Here is a 21,956-nt window from a genome sequence, read left to right as displayed (position 1 = left end):
CGTCCCCCCAGCCCCGTCGGCTGAGGGCGTCCCGGTCCGGGTCGCCGTGTTCAGCCGCCCACCAGCAGTTCCGTCCAGGTCCGCGCCACCTTGTCCAGGGCGAAGGAGTCGCGCACCTGGGTGCGGGCCAGTTCGCCCGCCTCGCGCCAGCGCTTCTCGTCGTCGAGTTCCGCGATCGACTCGGCGATCGCCGCCGGGTCGTCGTGGATCCACCGGCGGTCGTAGATCTCGTCGGCGCCGGGCCAGGGCAGCAGCGCCGGTACGGCCGCGGAGGCCATGCCCTCGGCGGGGGCGAGATGGAAGGACTCGTCGTCGCTGGTGGACAGCACATGGCCGACGCGGCGCAGCCAGCCCGCCACGTCCGGGCCGAACGAGTCGAAGACCACGGCCCCTTCGAGCAGCGGCGAGGTCTGCATCCGCCGCAGCACGTCGTCGTAGTGGGCGCGCTCCTCGGGCTTGTTCCAGATCCACCAGTACTCCCACGGCGGCTTGGACTTGACCGAGAGCTGCCAGCGCCGGTCCCGGGCGCGCAGCCGTTCGAGGACGTCCAGGCCGAGGTCGAGCCGTTTGCGGCTGGGCGCGATGCCGATCATGCCGAGCCGGAAGCGGGCGCCGGGCGCCTTGGGCCGGTCCAGCTGGTCGGCGTCCACCCAGTTGGGCACGACGACCACCTTCGACTCGGGCCAGCCGGTCGAGGCCAGGGCGCGGCGCCGGTAGTAGGGGCTGACGCAGATCACCTGGTCCACGGCGTCGATGTCGACCTGCCGGGGCCACTCGGCGTCCAGTTCGAAGCGGTGCAGGCGGATCACCAGCCGGCTGCCGGGCCGCTTGTGGCGGCTGTACCAGACGGCCGCGGGCCCGCACCACTCGACCACCACCACATCGGCCCAGTCGGCGAGTTCGCGGCTCTCGGCGGCGTCGTGCCGGGCCAGCGCGGACCAGGCGTCGACGCGGACGTCCAGGCCGGGCAGGGAGCGGAAGTGGTCGAGCAGCCGGGTGAGGAACTTCAGGTCGTGGCCCGCGACACCGACGCGCAGCGGCCGGGTGCGGCGGGCGACGGCGGCCGGTGCGGGCGGCAGCGCCCGGTCGAGCTGGGCCCGCCAGCGGGCGGCGGCCCGTTCCAGGGTGTAGTGCGCGGCGGCGGCGCGACAGCGGTCGGCGGCCAGCAGCCGGGCCCCGGGATCGCGTACGGCGCTCTCCACGGCGTCGGCGGCGTCGGCGAGCCGGGCGCGTCCGGGGACGTAGAGCGGGTAGTCGGTGCCGAGCAGGGCCTCGTGCGCGGGGGTGCGGTTGAGCACGACGGGCAGGCCCAGTGCGCCGAACTCCAGCACCTTGGTGGACAGTTCGAGGCTGGCGTCGAGTGCGGGGTCGCGCCAGCCGAGGCCGAGGTCGCAGTCGGCGGCCAGCCGCATGGCCTGCTCGCGGGGCTGTCCGCCGTGGTGCACGACGCCGGGGGTGGCGCCGTGCAGGGCCTGCGTCATGGCCGCCAGGAAGTCGGGGTGCGCGGGGTCGTCGTGGATCTTGTCGCCCACGGTGTGGAGTTCGGCGCGGATGCCGCGCTCGGCGAGCAGCGCGGGCAGCCGGGTCATCGGCAGGGTGTTCCAGCGGGGTGCGAACTTGCCGGTGTAGACGAGCCGGAAGGGATCGTGCGGCCGGTCCCGCTCGGGCGGCGGGGAGCCGGGCACGGGCACCGCGGGCGGGGCGAGCACGCAGCGGCCGCACGCCTCGGGCACCCAGGTCTCCAGGAACCCGCGCAACTCCTCCGTCTGGCACAGCAGTCGGCAGCTGGTCTGGGCGATGCGGGTCAGCTCCTCGCGGGCCTCCTCGGTCATCTCGGCGGCCGACTGGGGAACATCGGTGAGATAGGCCCAGATCCGTCCGTCGAAGCCGCCGTCGGCGGCGACCCGGGTGACGAGCCTGCGGCCGCGCAGCACGATCAGGTCGCACGGCTCGTCGGCGTCGAGGCGGGCGAGCAGTGCGGACGCCTGCACCGGCGAGAGCGGACGGTCGTGCTGCCCGGGGACCAGCCGCTCCTCGGCGGGGCGGACGATCCGCACGCCGGGCAGCCGGGTCAGCGGGTCGATCAACCGGCCGGTGCGCACCGGGGACTTGAGGACGAGGCGGACCTCGCAGCCGGCCGCGGACAGCGCCTGGACCGTGGACTGCGCCCAGACGGCGGAGCCGTCGATCAGGTTGAGGTCCACGTCACCGTAGACGAGGGCCCGGCGGGTGCGGCTCATGACGTCTCCTTGGCGCGTACGGCGAACAGGCGGTGGCCGCGGGTGGACCAGGCGTCCGGCGGCAGGCCGCCCAGGTGCAGTTCGCGGCGCACGAGCAGCGGGTCGAGGGCGGGCACGAAGACGTAGTCGTCGTCGGCCGTGGTGTGTCCGAGCGCGTCGGCGTCCGACCACTCCTGAGCGCACATCAGGTCCAGGAGCAGGGTCGGCGGCCGGTCCTCGGTGAGGTCGGTCCAGTCGGCGACCCAGGGCGCGGCGGGGGCGCCGGTGCGCACCTCGACCCCGGAGGCGACGAGTTCGTCAAGACCCCGGTCGTCGGGCACGACGACCTCGGCCGGACGATGGTGCTGAGCGAGGACCTGTTGGGTCAGCCGGGCGAGCGAGGTGCGGTCGCCGGGTGCGGCGACGACGGCGACCCGGCGGGCCTCCAGCGGGTCGGGGGCGCCGACGAGCCGGGCGAGGCCGGCGAGCCGTACCCGGGTGCCCTCCCGCAGGAACGCCTCCCGCAGCCGGTCCCGGGCGTCGTCGTCGCGGGGGTCGATCCGGTCGAGCCGTACGCCGGTGTCCGCGTCGATCACGGCGTCCCAGTGCAGGGCGGTGAGGCCGGGGGCGGCGCTCGCGGGCGCGTCCCGCCACAGCACGGTGGCGCGGCCCTGGGCACGTGCCTCGGCGAGCACCTCGGCGAGGGTGCGGTCCAGGTCGGGCGCGAAGTTGGTGCCGGTGAGCGACCAGGGGCCGGGCCCGGCGCAGGCGCTCAGCTGGACCACGACCGCGTCCGGGTCGGTGCGTTCGACGAGCAGCCGCCCGTCGTGCGGCAGCAGCCGGCCCACGACGGCGTCGACGGCGAAGTCGGCGGCGGCGGTGTCGGTGAGGACGCCCGCGACGACCAGGCGGTCGCGGGGACCCGCGGACAGGGCGCGGTAGGAGAGGTGGAGCCGGTCGTCGGCGGCGGTGGGCAGGCCCCGTTCGGGTGCGGCGGGCACGGCGCGGGGACCCGCGGCAGGGGTGCCGGGCCGGGACTTCGCGCGGCGGCCGCGCCACATGCCGTACAGCTCCCCGGGCAGCCGGGTGGCGCCCTTGCGGGGCGAGCGGGCCGCCGCCACCAGGGCGCGTCCCATGCGCAGCGAGGTCGAGCCCTCCAGCATGGCCACGCGGGCCTCCAGCACGCCGACCCGGTCCCGGGCGCCGCGCAGCGCGGACGCGAGCTGCTCCTTCTCCCGTACGGCGGCGGCCAGCCGGTCGGCGAGGGTGTCCTCCCGGGCCTCGGCGCGGGCGTGTTCGGCCTCCTCGGCGATGCGCTCCAGGTCCAGGACGCGGGCGCGCAGCGAGCGGGAGACGAAGTCGGCGAGGACGTACTCGTCGGCGGTCCGCAGCTCGGTGGGGAACCCCTCGGAGGCGACGGGGTGCCCGAACCAGTCGTAGGGCGGCAGGAGTTCGTCGGTGCGTGTGAACACCGCGCCGGCGTGCAGGTGGACGTAGTCGAGGACGTCCGCGCGCAGCACCTGGCAGCGCTGGGCGACGAGGTGGTCGAGGAGGCGGTGGTAGGGCAGTTCGGTTCCGCGGTGGCCGAAGAGGACCAGGCCGCGCCCGCCGGGCCGCAGCCGTTCCAGCACGGCCCGGCAGTCGTCGTCGGTGCCGTGCAGGGCGGGGTCGGGGCCGTAGGACATGATGACCAAGTGGCCCTCACCGACCGGGCGTTCGTCGCGCACCAGCCGCACGCCGTCGGGGAGGTGGAGATAGGGCTCCAGGCGCAGGGCGCCCGGGGTCGCGTCGACGACCGTCGTGACGCCGTCGAGGTGCGGGTGGAGCAGATCGGTCAGGCGCATCAGCGGGTCCTCGTGAAGACGTGGAAGCCGACCCGGTTCTCGCGGAAGCCGTACGGCCGGAAGAGGGTGTGCCGCAGGCCGAGGGGTTCGAGTGCGGCGCGGTAGGCGGCGAGCGGCCGGTGCACGATGTAGTCGCCCCGGGGCCTGCGCCGTTCGAGGTTCTCGTCGGTGACGATCAGCCGGCCGGTCAGCCGCACCAGGGAGGCGAGGTTGCGCAGGCCCGCCGCCCACTGCCCGTCGTCGAGGACGTGGAAGAGGACGTCGACGCAGAGCACGAGGTCGTACGGCCAGGGGCTGCGCCAGTTCGCGAGCGAGGCGAGGGCGTAGCGCGGGCCGCCGCCCTCGGCGCGGGCGTGGGCGAGGGCGGCGGGGCTCGCGTCGAAGGCGTCGACGCGGTGGCCGCAGCGGGCGAGGGCGCGCGCGAAGTGGCCCTTGCCGCACCCCGCGTCCAGCGCGAACAGCGGTGCGGCGGGGCTCGCGAGGTCGCCGACGAGGGAGAGCAGGGTGCCGAGCCGGAGTGCGTAGAAGAGTTCGTTCCCGGCGCGGTCGAGGCCGATGTGGCCGCCGGACGCGAGGTCGTCGTGGTCGCGGTGGCGGGCGTCCCAGTAGGCGGCGGTGCGGGTGAGCGGGCCGGCCGTGGCCGTCGCTTCGTCAGTCATGGTGCTCCAGCCACTGGGTGACGATGTCCGCGATGCGTGGGCCCGTGCGGCCGTCCCACAGCGGGGGGCCGTCCGCCGGGAGGGTGTTCGCGCCGTCCAGGACCTTGCGCAGCGCGGGGATCAACTCCCCGTGCGTGACCAGGCGGTTGGTGCCGTGGGTGACGGTGACCGGCCGCTCGGTGGTGGTCCGCAGGGTCAGGCAGGGCACGCCGAGCACGGTGGTCTCCTCCTGCACCCCGCCCGAGTCGGTGATCACCGCCGCGGCGCCCCGCACCAGGCTCATGAACTCGATGTATCCGAGGGGTTCGAGGAGATGCACCCCCGGCGCGTCCGCGAGTCCTGCGGCCGACAGCGCCGCCCGGCCGCGCGGATGCAGCGGTACGGCGAGGTCGAGGTGGCGGGCCGCCTCGGCGAGGACACCGGCGGCGGCGCGGGCCGCTTCGGGGTCGTCGACGTTGGCGGGCCGGTGCAGGGTGACGACGGCGTAGCGCTCGGGCAGGCCGTGCGCGGCGCGGGCGGCGGCCGGGTCGAACAGGCCGACGTGGCCGAGCAGGGTGTCGATCATCGGGTTGCCGACGAAGTGCACCCTGCCGATGTCCACGCCCTCGCGGGCGAGGTGGCCGACCGCCTCCGGGCTGGTGACGAAGAGCAGGTCGGCCAGCTGGTCGACCAGGCGCCGGTTGACCTCCTCCGGCATCGCCATGTCGAAGCTGCGCAGGCCCGCCTCGACATGCGCCACCGGCACGCCGAGCTTGGCGGCCACCAGGGCGGCGGCGAGGGTGGAGTTGACGTCGCCGTAGACCACGACGAGCCGGGGTGCGCGGGCGGTCAGCTCGGCCTCCAGGGCGACCAGCAGGTCGGCGGTCTGGCGGGCGTGGCTGCCGGAGCCGACACCGAGGTCGGCGTCGGGCCTCGGCAGTCCGAGCTGCCGGAAGAACACCTCCGACATGCGTTCGTCGTAGTGCTGACCGGTGTGGACGAGGGCCTGTGCGCAGCCCGCCGCCTCCAGCGCGGCGACCACGGGGGCCGCCTTGACGAAGTTGGGCCGGGTCCCGACCACGTGCAGGACTCGCGCGTTCATGTCGTCTGCCTCTCACCCCGGCCGCCTACCGTGGCGGCATGCCGTCGCGACGTACGTTCCGTGCTCTGATCCTTGCCGCGTCCGTGGCCGTGGGCGAGTTGCGCCACGACCCCACGCGGGCCGCGCTGCTGGGTGTGCGGCTGCTTCCCGGCCGCGCCCGCCGTCCGTTCCTGCCGGTCGAGCGGCGCCTCGCCGCTCGCGCTCGCGCGGTGGGGCCGGCCGCGGTGCCCTCCGCCGTCCGGGTGACGCTGCGGCGCGCCCGCGCGGTCCGGCCGGTGCCGGGGCGGGTGCTGCACGTGGTCACCAACTCGCTGCCGTTCAAGCACGCGGGCTACACCGTGCGCACCCAGAAGCTGGCCGAGGCGCAGCGCGCGGCGGGGCTCGATCCGCACGTGGTGACGCGGATCGGGTTCCCGGTCGCGCAGGGCGTGCTGGACGCGCGTCCGCTGCAGATCGTGGGCGGGGTGCCGCAGCACCGGCTGCTGCCGCCCTGGCTGCCGTACGGGCAGGGCGCGGTGCTGGCCCGCAACGCCGAGCTGGCCGGGCGGCTGGTGGAGCGGCTGCGGCCGGCCGTGCTGCACGCGGCGACCGACCACGCGAACGGCAGGGTGGCCCTCGCCCTGCGCGCGGCCCACGGGCTGCCGGTCGTCTACGAGGTGCGCGGCTTCCTGGAGGACACCTGGCTGACCCAGCGGCCGGGGCGCGGCCCGGAGGACCCCGCCTATCTGATGCGGCGGGCGCTGGAGACGGAGTGCATGCGCGAGGCCGATCTGGTGCTGACGCTGGGCGCGGCGATGAAGGCGGAGATCGTGGCCCGCGGGGTGCCCGAGGAGCGGGTGCTGCTGGTGCCGAACGCGGTGGACGAGGCGTTCCTCGCGGAGCCCCTGGACGGGGCACCGGTCCGGGAGCGGCTCGGCATCGCGCCGGACGAGCTCGTGGTGGGCACGGTCAGCAGCCTGACCCCGCTGGAGGGGATCGGTACGTTGCTCCATGCGGGTGCAGAGCTGAGACGGCGTGGAGTTCCGCTGCGGCTGCTGATCGTCGGCGACGGTCCGGAGCGCCCGGCGCTGCTCCGGCTGGCCGCGAAGCTCGGTCTCGACGACGGCACGGCGCTGTTCACCGGCCGCGTGCCGCACTCCCAAGTCCGGGAGTTCCACGCGGTGTTGGACGTGTTCGCGGTGCCGCGAACCGATGACCGGGTGTGTCATCTGGTGACCCCTCTCAAGCCGGTCGAAGCGATGGCAAGCGGTGTCCCCGTTGCTGCAAGTGATCTCACCGCGATGAGAGAACTGGTCGAACCGGAGGTTAACGGGCAGCTAATTCCTCCCGAATCCCCTCAAGCTTGGGCAGATGCCCTCGAAATCCTGCTTTACAGTCAAAAGCGACGGGCCCAGTGGGGCGCCGCCGCTCGCGCCCTGGTCGCGCGGGACCGAACCTGGGAGAGGGTCGCCGCAACGACCCGCCGGGCGTACCGCACCCTGGGGTGCGCCTGAGCGCGGCACGGCCCCCGACCCACCGAACTCTTTCCAGCGTCAGATCCGACGCAGTCCAGTCCAGCGTTTCCGATCCAGCCTTGAGGCCGGGTGAATCCCTATGCAGGTCGAACAGACCGAACCGCTCGGGGACATGAGCGAACAGCTCGGGGAATCAGAACGGGCCGACCACGTGGAACTCGCGGTGATCGGCCTCGGCTATGTAGGACTTCCACTGGCGCGCGAAGCCGCGTCCGTCGGCCTGAGAGTCGTAGGACTCGACCGCGACCCGAAGATCGTCGCGGCACTCAACGAAGGCCGCTCCCACGTCGACGACGTGTCCGACGCCGACGTGCGCCGGATGCGGGCGGCGGGCTTCACCGCGTACACCGACGACGCGTGCCTGGCACGCGCGCAGACCGTGGTGATCTGCGTGCCCACCCCGCTCGGCGAGGACGGCGGACCCGACCTGGGCGCCGTCACCTCCGCCACCCGCACCGTCGCGGGCCGGCTCCGCCCGGGGCAACTGGTCGTCCTGGAGTCGACCACCTACCCCGGCACCACCGAGGAGATCGTCCGGCCACTGCTGGAGGAGTCCGGGCTGAGAGTGGGCGAGCACTTCGCGCTCGCCTTCTCCCCCGAGCGCATCGACCCGGGCAACACCACGCACGGGCTGCGCGAGACCCCCAAGGTGGTCGGCGGCTGCACGCCGTCGTGCTCGGTCCAGGCGGTCGCCTTCTACGGCAAGATCGTGGAGACCGTCGTCCAGGCGAAGGGCACCCGCGAGGCCGAGATGGCCAAGCTGCTGGAGAACACCTACCGGCACGTCAACATCGCCCTCGTCAACGAACTCGCCATCATCAGCCGCGAGTTGCACGTCGACGTGTGGGACGCGATCCGCTGCGCGGGCACCAAGCCGTTCGGCTTCCAGGCCTTCCGGCCGAGCCCCGGCGTGGGCGGCCACTGCATCCCCATCGACCCGAACTACCTGTCGTACAAGGTGCGTTCGTCGCTCGGCTACGAGTTCCGGTTCGTGGAACTGGCGCAGGAGATCAACCGGCGGATGCCGGAGTACGTCGTGCGCCGCGCCCAGGACCTGCTCAACACCGCGGGCGCCCCGATGAACGGCTCCCGGGTGCTGCTGCTCGGCGTCACCTACAAGCCGGACATCGCCGACCAGCGCGAGTCGCCGGCGCTGCCGGTGGCCCGGCTGCTGCGGGAGCGCAGCGCCGAGGTGTTCTTCCACGACCCGCACGTCGCGGCCTGGTCGGTCGACGGCACGTCGGTGCCACGGGTCGAGGACGCCCTCGCGGCGGCCCGGGAGCACGACCTGACGATCCTGCTCCAGGACCACTCGGCCTACGACCTGCCCACCCTCGCGGACACCGCGCGTCTGCTCTTCGACACCCGGGGGCGGATCTTCCGGCCCGGTGTCGAGGTCCTGTAGCCGCACACCGGACGCCCGCGGCCCGCGCGGGGCGGCGCACCGCGCGGGCCCGGGGCGCCGCACCCGACCCCTTGCCCGTCCCGCGCGGGCCCGGGGCGCCGCGCGGGCCCGAGGCGCCGCCCCCGACCCCTTGCCCGTCCCGCGCGGGTCCGGGGGCGCATCCCGCCCCCTCGCCGATCCCGCGCGGGCCCGCCGATCCGTTCGTGTCCGCAGCGCGCGCAGCGCGCCGTGCGGGCCCGGACTCCATGCACTCACCCGCGGGGGACGTACGGAGTCGAAAGGCTGCTGTGTGATGCGGATACTTGTCGTGACCGTCGTGCATCACCCCGAGGACGCGCGCATCCTGCACCGCGAGATCGGGGCCCTGCGCGAGCGCGGCCACCATGTCGTCTACGCCGCCCCGTTCTCCGCCCACGGGGTGGTGCCCCGGCCGGGCCTGGAGGGGGTCGACCTGCCGCGCGCCGTCGGGCGCGACCGCCGGACGGCCCTGCGCGCGGTGCGCGCCCTGCTCGCCATGCGCGGCCCCGAGGTCGACGTGGTGCTGCTGCACGACCCGGAACTGCTGCTCGCGCTGCCCGGCACGGTACGGCGCTGGAGGCGCACCGGCCGGTCCCCGGTGGCGGTGTGGGACGTGCACGAGGACACCGCGGCGGCGCTCGTCATGAAGGGCTGGCTCCCCCGCCTCCTGCGCCCGCCGCTGCGGCTGGCCGTGCGGGGCGCGGAGCACCTCGCGGAACGGCACCTGCGGCTGCTGCTGGCCGAGGACGCCTACCAGGACCGCTTCCGCCGCACCCATCCCGTCGTGCTCAACCTCGCGGGCGCGCCGCCCGAGCCGCCGGAGCCGCCCGGCTGCGACCGCGTGGTCTACCTGGGCCAGCTGTCCCGGGCCCGCGGCGCGCTCGACCTCGTCGAGACGGCGCGGCTGCTGGCGCCGGAGATCCGGGTGGAGGCGATCGGCGCGGCGAACCCGGACGTACGCGACGCGCTGGCCGCTGCCGACCGGGACGGGGTGCTGCGCTGGCACGGCTTCGTGCCCAACGACCGGGCCCTCGCGCTGCTCTCCGGCGCACTCGCGGGTGTGTCCCTGCTGCACGACCAGCCCAACTACCGCCATTCGCGGCCCACCAAGGTCATCGAGTACATGGCGCACGGCGTGCCGGTCGTCACGACGCCGACCCCGCTCGCGGCCGAACTCGTGGACCGACACGGCTGCGGCATGACGGTGCCCTACGAGAACCCGGCGGCAGCGGCGGCCGCGATCCGGCGCCTGCGCGACGACCCGGGCCTGCGGCTGCACGCCGCCCGTTCGGGCTACGAGGCCGCCGTCGCCCGGCTCAACTGGTGCGACCGGTCGGCCGAGTTCGCCACGCTGCTGGAGGCGTGGGCGAAGGAGGCGGCGTCCGGGACTACGGCCTCGGGTGGCGCGGCTCGTACAGCCCCACCTCGCCGCCGCCAGGCAGCCGGAAGCCCGTGACCCGGCCCCACCGCGCGTCCTGCGGCGGGCCGGTGAACTCCGCTCCCTTGGTGGCGAGTTCGGCGCAGGTCGCGGCCAGGTCGTCGCACATGAGCAGCAGTTCGAAGCGGGGCTCGCCGTCCGTCGGATGGCAGGCCACCTCGGCGGGCGGCGCCTGGAAGATCAGCCAGCCGGCCCCGGCGTCGACGTGGGCCCAGCCCAGCACGTCCCGCAGGAAGCGGCGGTCGGCGTCGGCGTCGCGCGTGTGGATCACCACATGTGCCCCATTGATCACGCGCGCAGGCTAGTGGCGGGCGACGCCCGGGACAAGGACCCGGGCGCCGCGCCTCACACGTCCGTCCTGCCCACGTCGGTCCTGCCCACGTCGGTCCTGCCCGCGTCGCTCCCGGCCGCGTCGATCCCGGCCGCGTCGCTCCTGGCCGCGTCGAGCAGCGGCCCGAGCTCGCGCACGACGACGGTCAGGGCCCGTACGTCCTGTTCCGCGCGGGCGACGAGGATCGCCCCCTCCAGGGCGCTGATCATGAGCGTGGCCAGCGCCCCGGCGCGCTCGGCGGGCACGCCCATGCCGGTCAGGGCCTGCGCCACCGGCCCGGCCCAGGCGGCGAAGGCGGCGGCCGCGGCCTCCCGGGTGGAGGCTCCGGCCGCCGCGCGGTCCACCGTGGCCGCGGCGACCGGACAGCCGGCGGCGAAGCCCGTCGCGGTGTACTCGTCGATCCACTGTCCGGCCATGGCGGCGAACAGCGCGCCCGGCGTCGGCTCGGCGAGCCCCTCGACGAAGCGGGCGACGCGTCGGCCCGCGTACCGGCCGCCCCAGGTCACGGCCTCGTTGACCAGCTGTTCCTTACCGCCCGGGAAGTAGTGCTGAAGGGATCCGCGCGGCGCCTCGGCGTGCGCGGCGACCTCGCGCATCCCGGCCGCGGCGAGCCCGCCGCGCCGGATGAGCTGGGCCGCGCTGAAGACCATGCGCTCCCGCGGGCCGTACCGGACCCCCTTCGACTCCGCCATGCCCAGGTCCCGCCTTCCGTTCCCGGCCCTCGTCCTCGGCCTCGCGCACCCTCCCCCTCGCTCATTATGACCGGCGTCATAACGCCTTGCTACTATGACGCCTGTCATAACGCGGTGGGCCGGGGCGGGCCCCGGCGGCGGTCGAAGGGCGGTCCCATGGATGTCGACGGACGCATCGGCTTCATCGGCCTCGGCGTGATGGGCCTGCCCATGGCGCTCCGCCTCGCGCGGGAAGGCCGCCCCCTCGTGGTGTGGAACCGCACGGCCGCCCGCGCCGAGCCGCTGCGCGAGGCCGGGGCGGAGGTGGCGGCGGATCCGGCGGAGGTGTTCGAGCGGGCCGGGACGGTACTCCTGATGCTCGCAGACGACGTCGCGGTCGACGCCGTACTGGCGCGCGGCACATCGGAGTTCACGCGGCGGGTCGCCGGACATGTCGTCGTGCACATGGGTACGACGTCCCCCGGGTACTCGGCCGCGCTGGAGAGCGATGTCCGCGCGGCGGGCGGGAGTTATGCGGAGGCGCCGGTCTCCGGCTCGCGGGTCCCGGCCGAACAGGGGCGGCTGGTGGCCATGCTGGCGGGCGGGGACGAGGCCGTGGCCGCCGTACGGCCGCTGCTCGCGCCCCTGTGCCGCGAGACGTTCGTCTGCGGCGCGGCCCCGAACGCGCTGCTCATGAAGCTCTCGGTGAACCTGTTCCTGATCACGCAGGTGACCGGGTTCACCGAGGCGTTCCACTTCGCCGAGCGGCAGGGGCTGCCCGCGCGGCTGTTCCTCGACGTCCTGGACGCGGGCCCGATGGCCAGCGGGGTGTCCCGGATGAAGGCGCCCAAGCTGCACGCCCGCGACTTCGCGGTGCAGGCGGCCGCCCTGGACGTGCTCAAGAACAACCGCCTCATCGCCGAGGCCGCCCGCACGGCCGGCCTCGCCTCTCCCCTGCTCGACGTCTGCCACACCCTCTTCGCGGAGACGGTGGCGCTGGGGCACGGGGGCGAGGACATGGTGGCGGTCCTCAAGGCCCTGGAGAACCGCTCGGCCCGCCGCGACGGCACCTAGGGCCCCCTCGCCGCCGCCCGACCTCGGCCCCCGCCGCCGCCCGACCTCGGCCCCCTCGCCGAGTCGGTCCCTAGCCCCCGTCCCCCCGCCGTGGGATGCCGTACGCCCGCTCCACCCGCAGCCGTACGACCAGGCGGCCGTCGCGGACCATGGCGGCGCGGTAGTCGTCCCAGTCGGGGTGCTCGCCGAGGATGTCGCGGTAGAGCCGGATCAGCTCCTCGACGGTCTCGTCGTGCGGGTCGCGCGCGACCGGCGTGAGGTCCGCGGTGCCCTCGGCCACCGTGTACGCCCAGCGGTCGGACGTGGTCACGTGGTACGACGCCCGCGGGTCCCGCCGCAGGTTGCGGGTCTTGGCGCGGTCGTCGGTGACCGAGATCCGCAGCAGTCCCTCGTCGGGGTAGTAGTGATGGCTGACGTTGGACAGCTGGGGCCGGCCGTCGCCCTTGAGGGTGACCAGCACCCCGCCGCGGGCCTCGGAGAGCAGTGCGAGCAGTGCGTTCTGCGTGGCGTCCTGAGTCATATCGGTGACAACCGGCGGGTGCGGCCGCCGCATTCCGTACGGTCACCCGCACGGGCGAGTAGACAGTGTCTACGGCTCCTGGTAGACACTGTCTATGAGCGAGGTCGAGGACTGGGGCGGGAGCGGCGCGTCCGGCGGCGGGACCGGAGCGTACGGCGGCGGGACCGGGCGTCCGCTGCGGGACCGGCTGGTCGACGTGGGGGTGGAGCTCGTCGCGCGGGAGGGCGCCCAGGCGCTGACCCTGCGGGAGATCGCCCGCCGCGCCGGGGTCTCCCACGGCGCGCCCCGCCGCTACTTCCCCACCCACCGCGAACTGCTGTCCGCCATCGCCCGCCGCGGGTTCGACGGCCTCGGCGCGCGGGCCGCGGCCGCGATCGGCGACGGTACGGCGCCACCGCGCGAGCAACTCGCCGAACTGGCCCGGGTCTACCTCGCGTTCGCCCGCGACAACCGCGGCATGTACGAGCTGATGTTCCGTCACGACGTGCTGGAGAGCGGCCGTCCGGGACTGCGCGAGACCAGCCTGCCGCTGTTCGGCGTGCTGGCCGCCCTGGTGGCACGGGTGCGCCCGGACGCGGACGCCCGGCTGATCGCTGGCGCGCTGTGGGCGAACCTGCACGGCATCGCCCAGCTCTGGCTCTGGGGCAGCCTGCAACTCGCCACGGGCGCCGAGGACATCGCCCCGCTGCTGCGGTCCGCGCTGGACGCGCACCTCGGACCGGAGGCGGACCGGTGAAGGCCCGTCTGACGCTGGCGAGCAGCGTGTCCGGCGCGGTGATCGTCGCACTGGACGGAACCGTGCTGACCGTCGCCCAGCCCACCCTCCGGCGCGACCTGCACGCCTCGTACGCGCAGGTGCAGTGGACCAGCACGGCCTATCTCGTCGCCGTCGCCGGGCTGTTGGTGTTCTGCGGGCGGCTCGGCGATCGCTACGGGCACCGCCGCGCGTTCGGGCTGGGGATGCTCGGCTTCGGCGCGGCCTCCGCGGCCATCGCGGCCGCGCCCGGCATCGGCTGGGTGATCGGGCTGCGCGCGGTGCAGGGCGCGTGCGGCGCGCTGCTCCAGCCGGCCACGCTCGGCATGGTGCGGGCCGCGTTCCCGCCGGAACGGCTGTCGGGCCCGATCGCCGTCCGCACGAGCGCGATCGGACTCGCGGCGGCGGCCGGTCCGGTGGCGGGCGGAGCGCTGGTCACGGCGTTCGGCTGGCGGTCCGTCTTCCTGCTGGGGGTGCTGCCCGCGGTGGGGTTCGGGGCGGCGGCGCTGTGGGGAGCCCCGGGACCGGAGCGCCCCGACGCCCCACGGGCCGCCCGCCCCACGCGAGTCGACCGCATCACCCCACTCGACCACCCCATCCCCCTCGACCTCCCCGGCGCCCTCCTGCTCGGCGTCGCGCTCGCGGGTCTGGTCCGCACCCTGGTGGCGCTGCCCTCGGCCGACCCCCTCACCCTGGTCTGCGGTGCGGCCGCGCTGCTCGCGGGCGCGGGCTTCGTCCGGCACGAGCGGCGCGCCGCACACCCGTTGGTGCCGCCCGCCCTCGTCGCGCGCTCCGCCGCGGGCCCGGCGCTCGGCGTGCTCGTCGCCGCGTCGGCCTCGCTGTTCGGCGCGCTGTTCGTCGGCAACCACCTGTTGCAGGACACCCTCGGCCTCGACCCGTTCCACAGCTCCCTGCGCGCCCTGCCGCTCGCCGTGCTGATGGTGCTCGCCGCGCCCGTGTGCCCCATGCTGCTGCGCCGGGCCGGGCCCCGCACGACGGTCACCGGGGCGATGGCGGCGCTCGCCACCGGCGTGCTGCTCCTCGCCCACCCGGCGGGCACCGCCGTCTGCGCCGCCGCGTTCGCGCTGCTGGGGGCGGGGTTCGGCACCGTCATGGTCGCGGCGACCCAGCTCGTCGTACGCCTGGCCGCCGTCGAACAGGCGGGCGTGGCGGGCGGGTTGCAGCAGACCGCGCTCAACGTCGGCCCCGCGCTGGGCGTCGCCGCGGCGGCCGCGCTCATGAACGCCGGCGCGGCCACGGACGCGGCCGCGCTGCCGGTCCTCGCCGGGGTGGCGCTCACCGGCGCGATGGCGGGGCGCGCGCTGCCGGGCCGTGCCGTCGCGTCGATCACACCTGACCCCGATGCGGGGACGGGTTCGCCCGTTCCTGCGCGACGATGAGGACTGAGGACGGCCGGGCGGGGTATCCCAGTCGCACCTCGTACGACGCGAGTGGAGGAAGAGCGATGGCACAGCTGCGGCAAGAGGTCGATCCGGGCGAGGTCGGACTGGATCCCGGGGCGCTGGAGCGCCTCGACCGGCACTTCGCGCACCACGTCGACATCGGACGGCTGCCGGGCTGTCTGATCTCCGTGGCGCGGGGCGGACAGGTCGCCCATCTGGCCACGCTCGGCCGGCGCGACGTCGCCGCCGGGCTGCCCGTCGAGGCGGACACGCTGTGGCGGATCTACTCCATGACCAAGCCGGTCACCGCGGTCGCCGTGCTGCTGCTGGTCGAGGAGGGCCGGCTGTCGCTCGACGACCCGGTCGAGCGGTATCTGCCCGCCTTCGCGAACCCCCGCGTGTACGAGAGCGGTTCCGGCGACGAGGTGCGCACCCGGCCCGCCGAGGGGCCCGTGCGCGTACGGCATCTGCTCACCCACACGGCCGGGCTGACGTTCGCGTTCTACCACTCCCACCCCGTCGACGCCCTCTACCGCGACGCGCACCTGGAGTCCTCGGTGCCGCCCGGCGCGGACCTGGCCGAGACGATCGACGTGTACGCGGGGCTGCCGCTGCAGTTCGAGCCGGGCACGCAGTGGAACTACTCCGTGGCCTCCAACGTCCTCGGCCGGATCATCGAGGTGGTGTCCGGCCGCCCGCTGGACGCGTTCTTCGCCGAACGGATCTTCCGCCCGCTGGGCATGACGGACGCGGGCTTCGAGGTGAGCAACGAACAGGCCGCGAGACTCTCCGAGTTGTACGGCGAGACCGAGGGCGGCGGCATCGAGCCGATCGCCGGTCTGCCGCTGCGGGGCCGCCCCCGCTTCCTGTCCGCGAGCGGCGGCATGGTGGCCTCCGCGCACGACTACCACCGCTTCATGGAAATGCTGCGCCGCGGCGGCGAGTTGGACGGCACCCGGCTGCTGACGGCGGCGTCGCTCGCCCTGATGTCCGCCAACCAGCTGCCCGGCGGCGCCGACCTGCGGGCCTACGGCAGCCGCCCGGCCCACGACGAACCCGGCAACGAGGGCCTCGGGTTCGGCTTCAACGTCTCCGTGGTCACCGACCCGGCCCGCACCCAGTCCCCCACGGGGCTCGGCTCGTTCGGCTGGAGCGGGGTGGCGACGACGACGTTCTGGGTCGACCCGGGCCGCGATCTGACCGTACAGTTCATGACCCAGGTGCGCCCGAAGAGCTCGCTGAAGATCTTCCCGGAGCTGCGGCAGCTGATCCACGAGGCGATCGTGGAGTAGTCCACGAGCGGTCGGCGCGGGCGGATCCGCGGGGTGGCGGGCGGGGCCTTGCGCCCCGCGGCCCCCGTGCCCGTCAGGACCAGTGCGCGACCGCGGCGTCCAGGTGCGGCAGGTGGTGGTCCAGCCGCTCCCGCTTGGTGCGCAGGTAGGTGATGTTGTTCTCGCACGGCGGGATCAGCAGCGGCACCGTCTCGGCCACCGTGACGCCGTTGTCGACCAGCGCCTCGCGCTTGCGCGGGTTGTTCGACATCAGCCGTACGGAGCGCACACCGAGGTCCTTCAGGATCTCCGCGGCGACACCGTAGTCCCGGGCGTCGACCGGCAGGCCGAGGGCGAGATTCGCCTCCACCGTGTCCAGGCCCTCCGCCTGGAGCGCCATCGCGCGCAGCTTGCCCAGCAGTCCTATGCCACGGCCCTCGTGACCCCGCAGATAGACCACGACACCCCGGCCCTCGGCGACGACCGCGCGCAGTGCCGCCGCCAGCTGGTCGCCGCACTCGCAGTGCTGGGATCCGAACGCGTCCCCGGTCAGGCACTCCGAGTGCAGCCGGGTGAGGACCTCCTCGGTGCCGATCTCGCCGTACACCAGCGCCACTTGCTCGTCACCGCGGTCGTGGTCCATGTAGCCGATCGCCTGGAACTTGCCGTAGACGGTGGGCAGCGGAGCATTCACAACGCGTTCCACGCCCGTGCGCTGTGGCGACTTCTTGCCGAGTACACCGACTTTTTCTGTCATGATCTGATTCCTAAGCAGAGACGAAAGGCCGTGAAGAAATGGTTGGTTCGGGCGCGGGTTCGGCAGCATACGGTCTGTTGCCGGCGGACACTACGGAAGACGTACGGACGCGGGGGGCGGGCGTTTCAACACAGGTCGCCGTCCTTCCGGTCGGGAGCTTCGAACAGCACGGTCCGTTTCTTCCGCTGGCGACCGACACGCTCGTCGCCTGTGCCATCGCCCGGGAGATCGCCGCTGCGCACCCGGTGCACCTCCTTCCTCCCGTGACGATCGCCTGCTCGCACGAACATGCGGCGTGGCCGGGGACCGTCAGCATCTCCTCCGTGACTCTTCACGCGGTGGTCAGGGACATCGCGGACTCGCTGCGCCGCTCGGGCGTCGACGCCCTGGTGGTGGTCAACGGGCACGGCGGCAACTACGTGCTGGGCAACGTGGTTCAGGAGTCCTCCGCGCGCGGTGAGCGGATGGCGCTGTTCCCGGCCGCGGAGGACTGGGAGACGGCGCGGGAGCGGGCGGGGGTGGTGACCTCGCTCCTCACCGACATGCACGCGGGGGAAATCGAGACCTCCATTCTGCTGCACGCTCATCCCGAACTGGTCCGGCCCGGCAACGAGTCCGCCGATTTCACCGCGGACGACCGCCGGCATCTGCTCACCGTCGGAATGTCCGCCTATACCGAATCGGGTGTCATCGGCCGTCCTTCCCTGGGTTCGGCGGAAAAGGGGAAGGCTTTGCTGGCGAGCCTCGCGGAATCCTTCGGCGCGTATGTCGAGTTGCTGACCTGAGCCGCCTCCGGGTCCGCCGCGGCGGACCCGGAGACCTCCGCCTTCGAATTCCCCGAATTCCGCGCGGTATCGGCGGGTCCGGCCGCCGCGTCCGCCGCCTCCGGCGCCTGCGCCCGCTCGCGCAGGCCGGTGTACCAGCGGGCGATCAGGACGAGGGCTCCGGGCAGGCTGGCGGCGAAGCTGAGCACGCCGTAGACCACCGCGACGGACAGCCCGTCGCCCTCGCCGAGCCCGGCGGCGGCGAACGCCCAGGCGGTGGCGCCCTCCCGGGGGCCGAAGCCGCCGATGTTCAGCGGGATGCCCATGGCCACCAGCGCGAGGATCGCGAGCGGCAGCAGCACCAGCGCGGAGGCGTCGACCCCGACGACCCGGGCGGCGACCACGAACATCGCGATGTGGCCGGCGAGGACGACGGCCGAGGACAGGGCGACACCGGGCCCGTTGCGGCGGGAGAACAGGCACTCGCGCGCCTCGGCGAGCGTCCTGCGCAGCACCCGGCCGCGGGTGGACGGAGCCCGGTTCATCCGTACGGCCGTGACCACGGCGAACGCGCCCACGGCGGCGAAGAGCGCCAGCGGGGCGACGTTGCGGGCCTCGACGAGGACCGGGGAGGGCACGGTCAGCAGGACCGTGACGCCGGTGACGGTCAGGGCGATCTGGCCGGCGGCCCGCTCCAGGACCACGGCGCGCACGCCGCGCCCGACGTCGCCCGCGCTCTGCCCGTGCCGGACCGCGCGGTGCACGTCGCCGAGGACCCCGCCGGGCAGGGCCGCGTTGAGGAACAGCGCGCGGTAGTAGTCGGCGGTGGCGGCTCCGAGGGGCAGCCGGATGTTCAGCCCGCGGGCCACCAACTGCCAGCGCCAGGCGCTGAAGACGGTGGTGACGGCGCCGACGATCAGCGCCACGGCCAGCGTCGGGCCGTCGATGCGGCGCAGCCCGTCCAGGAAGACGCCGGTGCCGAGCCGCCACAGCAGCAGGCCGAGGATGGCGACTCCGGCGACGGTGCCGAAGTGGGTGCGCAGGGCGCGGGCGGCTGCGCTGCCGCGCCGCGGGGTGGAGGCGTCGGGGGCGACGGCGGCGGCCCGGGTCTCCCTCGGGGCGGGCTGCACCTCCCGGGCGACGCTGTGCTCCGCCTCCCGGGCGACGGCTTCCCGGGCGACGGCTCCCCCGACGGCCAGATCCTTCACGCCATGCCCGACGGGCTTGACCTCACGCCCGGCGGCCTCGGCCTCCCGCGCGGCGGGCTTGGCGTCATGGCCGGCGGCCTTCGTCTCACGCCCGGCGGCCTTGGCCTCATGCCCCGCGGCCTTGGCCTCACGCCCGGCGGCTATCGCCTCGCGCCCGGTGGTCGTCTGCGCGTCGTCGCCGGCCTGCTTCTCGAGGGTGACGGTGACCCGCGCGCCCTGAGCCTTCCCGCGCGCGCCGCCGTACCCCTCGCGTATGCGGGCGAGCGGACCGGCCGCACCCACCGTCTGCACGCTCATCAGGCACCGTCCGTCGGCCGGGCCAGCGCCAGCAGGTCGTTGTGGTGCACGACGACCCGCAGCTCGCCGGCCGCGCAGGCCGCGAGGCGCTCGGCCAGATAGGCCTCGGCGCGTTCCGCGAGCTCGGGGCTCTCCTCGACGGCCGCGCCGACCCAGCCGCGCAGCCACTGCGCGGTGAGCTCGGCCTGCTCCGGGCCGAGCCGCCAGGCGCTCGGGTGCACGATGACGGTGGCGCCGCGTTCCCCGAACGCCTCGCAGGCGACGTCGACCGCGTCCGGGCCGAGCAGTCCGTCCCGCCGCTGGTGGGCGTTGAACGCCTCGACGATCTCGGTGTCCAGCGGGTGCGCCGGTTCGAGCTCGACCCGGCCCGCGACCGACAGCGTCAGCAGGGCCGGGCAGCTCGCCCCGGCACAGGCCTCGGCGAGCGCCTCGACCTCCTCGCGGGTCAGCACGTCGAGGAGGGCGGAGGCGGTCACGAGGGTGGCGCCCACGAGCGCGTCCGGGGTGAGCCGGGCGACGTCGCCGCGCCGGGTCTCCACGGTGACCCGGCTGCCGTCGGCGGCCGCGCGGGGCGAGGCCACGGCCGCGAAGTGCAGCAGGTAGGGGTCGCGGTCGTGCAGGACCCAGTGCTGGGCGCCGTCCAGCCGCGGGGCCAGCCAGCGGCCCATGGAGCCGGTGCCGCAGCCCAGGTCGTGGATGACGGTCCCGTGCGCGCGGCCGGGCAGGTTGGCGAGCCGGATGCGCAGCGGGTCGAGCAGGTCGGCGGCGCGGGCGAAGGCGTCGGCCTCCTCCCGCAGCGCGAGCCACTCGGGCGCGTAGCGGGGCGGCTCCTCGGGGTCGGTGTCGCGCAGCCGCAGGGTGGCCCGCTCGGCCGCCCGGACGGGGCCGGCCCCGGCGATGACCGCACCGTCGTCCGCGGGCCCGCCGGCCGCGCCCGAAGCCGTACCGGCTGCCGCGGCCGCCGTGGCCGATCGGGCCGTCCCGCCCGTGGTCTCGCCGGTCACGGCGCCCACCTCCCCGTCCTTCGCCTCGCGCGGCCCCGGCTGGACCGGGACCTTGCCCTGGCGGCCGCCGGCCGTGGCGCCGGGCGCCGGGGACGCCGTATCAGAAGCAGGCTTGGAAGCCGTGGTTCCGCTCATGCCGCCCTCCTGGGCTCGCTGGGGAGCCGGCCCAGGACGCCGGCCAGGCTGCGGGCCGTGGTGGCCCAGCCGTCCAGGGCGGCCCGCCGCCCGCGGGCGGCCGCCTTCAGCCGGCGCCGCACGTCGGCCTCGCCGAACCAGGCGCGCAACTCGACAGCGAGCGCGGCCGGGTCCTCCGGCGGGACGAGGATGCCGGGCACCCCGCCGTCGGGGGCGCGGCCGAGCGCCTCCGGCAGCCCGCCGACATCGGTGGCCAGCACCGGGATGCCGCGGGCCAGCGCCTCGGTCACGGCCATGCCGTAGGTCTCCGCGTACGACATCAGCACCATCAGGTCGGCGGCCGCGTAGGTGGCGTCGAGCCGGGCGCCGGCCTGCGGTCCGGCGAGGGTGATCCGGTCCCCGATGCCGTACTTGGCGATGAGGGACCGCAGATGGGCGACGTACTCCGGGTCCTGTCCGAGACCGCCGACGAGGACGCAGCTCCACGGCAGGTCGGTCGCCGTGGCGAGCGCCTCGATCAGCCGGTGCTGACCCTTGCGCGGTGTCAGCGAGGCCACGCACAGCAGCCGGGAGACACCGTCGGTGCCCACCGCGAGCGGCGCGATGTCGGCGCCGGGGGTCGCGGCGTGCACCCGCTCGGGGGCGAGTCCGTGGTGCGAGACCAGGCGGCGGACCGCCCAGTCGCTGGTCGCGATGACGGCGGGGACGGCGCGCAGCACGGCGCGTTCCCGGGCGTCGAGGTCGGCGGCGGTCGCGGGGTCGAGGCCCCGCTCGTCGCCGAGCGGCAGGTGGACCAGGACGGCGAGGCGCAGCCGTTCGGCCTCGGGGACCACGATCTCGGGGACGCCGCAGGCGACGATCCCGTCCATCAGTACGACGGCGCCGTCGGGCAACGCGCCCAGAGTGCGCGCGAGTTCGGCGCGGTCCGCCTCCTTGGGCCGGGGCCAGTCACCGGCGACGGCGAGCTTGTCGACCTGCCAGCCGAAGCCGGGCAGGTCCAGACAGACGCGCCGGTCGTAGGCGTTGCCGCCGCTCGGCGCGGACGGGTCGTCGACCCCGCCCGGCATGACGAAGTACACGGTGCGCAGGGACATGGGGAGCAGATCGCCGTTCTTGCGGGCGTTCGGTTGCGCGGGCACGTAGGTGAGCCGGGCCGGGTCCAGGGTCGTGTCCGTCACAGCGCACGCTCGTAACTCGCCCAGGCGACATGCGACTCGTGCAGGGTGACGGAGATCCCCGCGATGCCCTTGGCGCCCTCGCCGAGGGCGCCCTTGTGGATCGCCTCGGCGAGCCGGTCCGCGATCACCTTGGCGAGGAACTCGGTCGAGGTGTTGATCCCGGCGAACTCGGGCACGTCGTCGAGGTTTTGGTAGTTCAACTCGGCTGCCACGGAACCGAGTTCCTGGGTGGCGAGTCCGATGTCGACGACGATGTTGTCGTCGTCCAGCTGCTCCCGCCGGAATGTGGCGTCGACGAGGAACGTGGCTCCGTGCAGGCGCTGCGCAGGTCCGAAGACCTCGCCGCGGAAGCTGTGGGCGATCATGATGTGATCGCGGACGGTGACACTGAACAACGGACGACCCTCCAGG

General features: G+C 74.7%; 20 protein-coding genes. 8 read left to right on the top strand and 12 right to left on the bottom strand.

All coding sequences use genetic code 11. The features are described from left to right. Positions 1-50 precede the first annotated feature (50 nt). The 4 genes from WN71_RS27185 to wecB are packed head-to-tail and all read right to left on the bottom strand — an operon-like array spanning position 51 to position 5,803. Positions 51-2,240, bottom strand: coding sequence for a glycosyltransferase (locus WN71_RS27185; RefSeq protein ID WP_046590745.1), 2,190 nt, complete (start codon positions 2,238-2,240; stop codon positions 51-53). After that, positions 2,237-4,063: a hypothetical protein gene (locus tag WN71_RS27180; RefSeq protein WP_046590748.1), complete on the bottom strand. Its 1,827-nt coding sequence runs from the start codon at positions 4,061-4,063 to the stop codon at positions 2,237-2,239. Before WN71_RS27180 ends, WN71_RS27185 begins: the two co-directional genes overlap by 4 nt. Further along, positions 4,063-4,722: a class I SAM-dependent methyltransferase gene (locus tag WN71_RS27175; protein WP_046590750.1), complete on the bottom strand. Its 660-nt coding sequence runs from the start codon at positions 4,720-4,722 to the stop codon at positions 4,063-4,065. Before WN71_RS27175 ends, WN71_RS27180 begins: the two co-directional genes overlap by 1 nt. Then, positions 4,715-5,803, bottom strand: a complete 1,089-nt coding sequence (wecB, locus tag WN71_RS27170; protein ID WP_046590751.1) for a non-hydrolyzing UDP-N-acetylglucosamine 2-epimerase — start codon at positions 5,801-5,803, stop codon at positions 4,715-4,717. Before wecB ends, WN71_RS27175 begins: the two co-directional genes overlap by 8 nt. A gap of 38 nt (positions 5,804-5,841) precedes the next feature. Here wecB and WN71_RS27165 point away from each other — a divergent pair, with 38 nt between their 5' ends. The 3 genes from WN71_RS27165 to WN71_RS27155 all read left to right on the top strand — a co-directional run bounded on the left by WN71_RS27165 (position 5,842) and on the right by WN71_RS27155 (position 10,196). After that, positions 5,842-7,296, top strand: a complete 1,455-nt coding sequence (locus WN71_RS27165) for a glycosyltransferase family 4 protein (RefSeq protein ID WP_107469779.1) — start codon at positions 5,842-5,844, stop codon at positions 7,294-7,296. A 133-nt stretch (positions 7,297-7,429) separates the two neighbouring features. After that, complete coding sequence (locus WN71_RS27160; RefSeq protein WP_046590799.1) at positions 7,430-8,722, top strand: nucleotide sugar dehydrogenase; 1,293 nt, start codon at positions 7,430-7,432, stop codon at positions 8,720-8,722. 307 nt (positions 8,723-9,029) lie between these two features. After that, positions 9,030-10,196 (top strand): glycosyltransferase, encoded by a 1,167-nt coding sequence (locus WN71_RS27155; protein ID WP_240529783.1) that lies wholly within the window; start codon positions 9,030-9,032, stop codon positions 10,194-10,196. Here WN71_RS27155 and WN71_RS27150 read toward each other — a convergent pair. Continuing rightward, complete coding sequence (locus tag WN71_RS27150) at positions 10,129-10,470, bottom strand: VOC family protein (protein ID WP_046590758.1); 342 nt, start codon at positions 10,468-10,470, stop codon at positions 10,129-10,131. The two genes, WN71_RS27155 and WN71_RS27150, sit on opposite strands and share 68 nt — an antisense overlap. 53 nt (positions 10,471-10,523) lie before the next feature. Continuing rightward, entirely contained in the window at positions 10,524-11,201 is a 678-nt protein-coding gene (locus tag WN71_RS27145; protein WP_079178146.1) for a TetR/AcrR family transcriptional regulator, read from the bottom strand. A 156-nt stretch (positions 11,202-11,357) separates the two neighbouring features. Here WN71_RS27145 and WN71_RS27140 point away from each other — a divergent pair, with 156 nt between their 5' ends. Then, positions 11,358-12,254, top strand: coding sequence for an NAD(P)-dependent oxidoreductase (locus WN71_RS27140; protein ID WP_046590760.1), 897 nt, complete (start codon positions 11,358-11,360; stop codon positions 12,252-12,254). A 70-nt stretch (positions 12,255-12,324) separates the two neighbouring features. Here WN71_RS27140 and WN71_RS27135 read toward each other — a convergent pair whose 3' ends face one another. Further along, positions 12,325-12,774: a PPOX class F420-dependent oxidoreductase gene (locus WN71_RS27135; RefSeq protein ID WP_046590763.1), complete on the bottom strand. Its 450-nt coding sequence runs from the start codon at positions 12,772-12,774 to the stop codon at positions 12,325-12,327. A gap of 94 nt (positions 12,775-12,868) precedes the next feature. Between WN71_RS27135 and WN71_RS27130 the strand changes: the two genes are divergently transcribed. The 3 genes from WN71_RS27130 (at position 12,869) to WN71_RS27120 (ending at position 16,223) form a co-directional block, all read left to right on the top strand. Then, positions 12,869-13,510: a TetR/AcrR family transcriptional regulator gene (locus tag WN71_RS27130; protein WP_079178145.1), complete on the top strand. Its 642-nt coding sequence runs from the start codon at positions 12,869-12,871 to the stop codon at positions 13,508-13,510. Next, positions 13,507-14,928 (top strand): MFS transporter, encoded by a 1,422-nt coding sequence (locus WN71_RS27125; RefSeq protein WP_046590765.1) that lies wholly within the window; start codon positions 13,507-13,509, stop codon positions 14,926-14,928. The genes WN71_RS27130 and WN71_RS27125 overlap by 4 nt, the downstream gene beginning before the upstream one ends. A 65-nt stretch (positions 14,929-14,993) precedes the next feature. Then, positions 14,994-16,223 (top strand): serine hydrolase domain-containing protein, encoded by a 1,230-nt coding sequence (locus WN71_RS27120; RefSeq protein WP_046590767.1) that lies wholly within the window; start codon positions 14,994-14,996, stop codon positions 16,221-16,223. Positions 16,224-16,296: 73 nt separating this feature from the next. Here the strand turns inward: WN71_RS27120 and ribA are convergent, their stop codons facing one another. Next, positions 16,297-16,959, bottom strand: a complete 663-nt coding sequence (gene ribA, locus WN71_RS27115; protein ID WP_046590770.1) for a GTP cyclohydrolase II — start codon at positions 16,957-16,959, stop codon at positions 16,297-16,299. Positions 16,960-16,997: 38 nt separating this feature from the next. On the opposite strand from ribA, the gene WN71_RS40200 reads away from it, so the two are divergent. After that, positions 16,998-17,744: a creatininase family protein gene (locus WN71_RS40200; protein ID WP_046590772.1), complete on the top strand. Its 747-nt coding sequence runs from the start codon at positions 16,998-17,000 to the stop codon at positions 17,742-17,744. Here WN71_RS40200 and WN71_RS27110 read toward each other — a convergent pair. Genes WN71_RS27110 through WN71_RS27095 form a run of 4 tightly spaced genes read right to left on the bottom strand, consistent with a single transcriptional unit; the run spans position 17,630 to position 21,940 of the window. Continuing rightward, complete coding sequence (locus WN71_RS27110; RefSeq protein ID WP_079178144.1) at positions 17,630-19,228, bottom strand: lysylphosphatidylglycerol synthase transmembrane domain-containing protein; 1,599 nt, start codon at positions 19,226-19,228, stop codon at positions 17,630-17,632. The two genes, WN71_RS40200 and WN71_RS27110, sit on opposite strands and share 115 nt — an antisense overlap. Then, entirely contained in the window at positions 19,228-20,367 is a 1,140-nt protein-coding gene (locus tag WN71_RS27105; protein ID WP_240529782.1) for a methyltransferase domain-containing protein, read from the bottom strand. The genes WN71_RS27110 and WN71_RS27105 overlap by 1 nt, the downstream gene beginning before the upstream one ends. Then, positions 20,364-21,545: a glycosyltransferase family 4 protein gene (locus tag WN71_RS27100; RefSeq protein ID WP_046590775.1), complete on the bottom strand. Its 1,182-nt coding sequence runs from the start codon at positions 21,543-21,545 to the stop codon at positions 20,364-20,366. The genes WN71_RS27105 and WN71_RS27100 overlap by 4 nt, the downstream gene beginning before the upstream one ends. Beyond that, positions 21,542-21,940, bottom strand: coding sequence for a 6-pyruvoyl trahydropterin synthase family protein (locus WN71_RS27095; protein ID WP_046590778.1), 399 nt, complete (start codon positions 21,938-21,940; stop codon positions 21,542-21,544). The genes WN71_RS27100 and WN71_RS27095 overlap by 4 nt, the downstream gene beginning before the upstream one ends. Positions 21,941-21,956: the final 16 nt, after the last annotated feature.

Origin of the sequence: Streptomyces mangrovisoli, from assembly GCF_000974985.2 — a bacterium.
Classification (GTDB): Bacteria; Actinomycetota; Actinomycetes; order Streptomycetales; family Streptomycetaceae; genus Streptomyces; species Streptomyces mangrovisoli.
This window is presented reverse-complemented; position numbering and strand designations above follow the sequence as displayed.

Excerpts from the sequence above, each read along its gene's own strand:
- WN71_RS27110 (WP_079178144.1), bottom strand. The coding sequence starts at position 19,228 with ATGAGCGTGCAGACGGTGGGTGCGGCCGGTCCGCTCGCCCGCATACGC.
- WN71_RS27160 (WP_046590799.1), top strand. The coding sequence starts at position 7,430 with ATGAGCGAACAGCTCGGGGAATCAGAACGGGCCGACCACGTGGAACTC.
- WN71_RS27140 (WP_046590760.1), top strand. The coding sequence starts at position 11,358 with ATGGATGTCGACGGACGCATCGGCTTCATCGGCCTCGGCGTGATGGGC.
- ribA (WP_046590770.1), bottom strand. The coding sequence starts at position 16,959 with ATGACAGAAAAAGTCGGTGTACTCGGCAAGAAGTCGCCACAGCGCACG.
- WN71_RS27135 (WP_046590763.1), bottom strand. The coding sequence starts at position 12,774 with ATGACTCAGGACGCCACGCAGAACGCACTGCTCGCACTGCTCTCCGAG.
- WN71_RS27120 (WP_046590767.1), top strand. The coding sequence starts at position 14,994 with ATGGCACAGCTGCGGCAAGAGGTCGATCCGGGCGAGGTCGGACTGGAT.
- WN71_RS27130 (WP_079178145.1), top strand. The coding sequence starts at position 12,869 with ATGAGCGAGGTCGAGGACTGGGGCGGGAGCGGCGCGTCCGGCGGCGGG.
- WN71_RS27165 (WP_107469779.1), top strand. The coding sequence starts at position 5,842 with ATGCCGTCGCGACGTACGTTCCGTGCTCTGATCCTTGCCGCGTCCGTG.
- WN71_RS27105 (WP_240529782.1), bottom strand. The coding sequence starts at position 20,367 with ATGAGCGGAACCACGGCTTCCAAGCCTGCTTCTGATACGGCGTCCCCG.
- WN71_RS40200 (WP_046590772.1), top strand. The coding sequence starts at position 16,998 with ATGGTTGGTTCGGGCGCGGGTTCGGCAGCATACGGTCTGTTGCCGGCG.
- WN71_RS27185 (WP_046590745.1), bottom strand. The coding sequence starts at position 2,240 with ATGAGCCGCACCCGCCGGGCCCTCGTCTACGGTGACGTGGACCTCAAC.
- wecB (WP_046590751.1), bottom strand. The coding sequence starts at position 5,803 with ATGAACGCGCGAGTCCTGCACGTGGTCGGGACCCGGCCCAACTTCGTC.
- WN71_RS27175 (WP_046590750.1), bottom strand. The coding sequence starts at position 4,722 with ATGACTGACGAAGCGACGGCCACGGCCGGCCCGCTCACCCGCACCGCC.
- WN71_RS27180 (WP_046590748.1), bottom strand. The coding sequence starts at position 4,063 with ATGCGCCTGACCGATCTGCTCCACCCGCACCTCGACGGCGTCACGACG.
- WN71_RS27145 (WP_079178146.1), bottom strand. The coding sequence starts at position 11,201 with ATGGCGGAGTCGAAGGGGGTCCGGTACGGCCCGCGGGAGCGCATGGTC.